Source organism: Actinomyces sp. HMSC065F12 (assembly GCF_001814535.1).
Lineage (GTDB): Bacteria > Actinomycetota > Actinomycetes > Actinomycetales > Actinomycetaceae > Pauljensenia > Pauljensenia radingae_A.
Window position 1 is genome coordinate 1 of record NZ_KV817016.1, and the last position, 431, is coordinate 431.

The following is a 431-nucleotide window of genomic DNA, read 5'->3' on the forward strand; positions in this document are numbered from 1 at the left end:
CGCACCGGAGCGCGCGACACAGGCGACATTGCAGGAGTGCGGCACATGGGCAGGCGCATCACCATCGAAACCAAAGACTACGGAGGCCGCCTCTTGCCCGCCCAATGGACCAGTGAGGCGCACACCGAGATGGGTAACGACGACGCGCTCGCGGGGATTGTCGTGGCGAAACGGCGCGCAGTGGCAGACCCAGGCTCCCAATGGGTGCTCATGACACTCAACGACCTTGTCGCTCTGCTGACTGGCAGCAGGCCAGACACAGACCTATAAGCGTGTTCAGCCATCAGAGACTGAAAAACGGTTATAAACCTGCAAGAATTGAAACCAACACGAAAGGACAGCGACGGTGGACGCGACAACAGCAACTAGGCGCAAAGCCAGCAAAGCCATAGGCGAGCTATCCGACATAGCCGCATGGCTCCCGCTGCTCA

At 59.6% G+C, this 431-nt stretch carries 1 protein-coding gene; it reads left to right on the forward strand.

The annotated features are described in order from the left end of the window. Positions 1-270 (forward strand): hypothetical protein (locus HMPREF2975_RS12600; protein WP_070727013.1); only part of this gene is annotated, 270 nt, incomplete at its 5' end. Between the last annotated feature and the right edge of the window lie 161 nt (positions 271-431).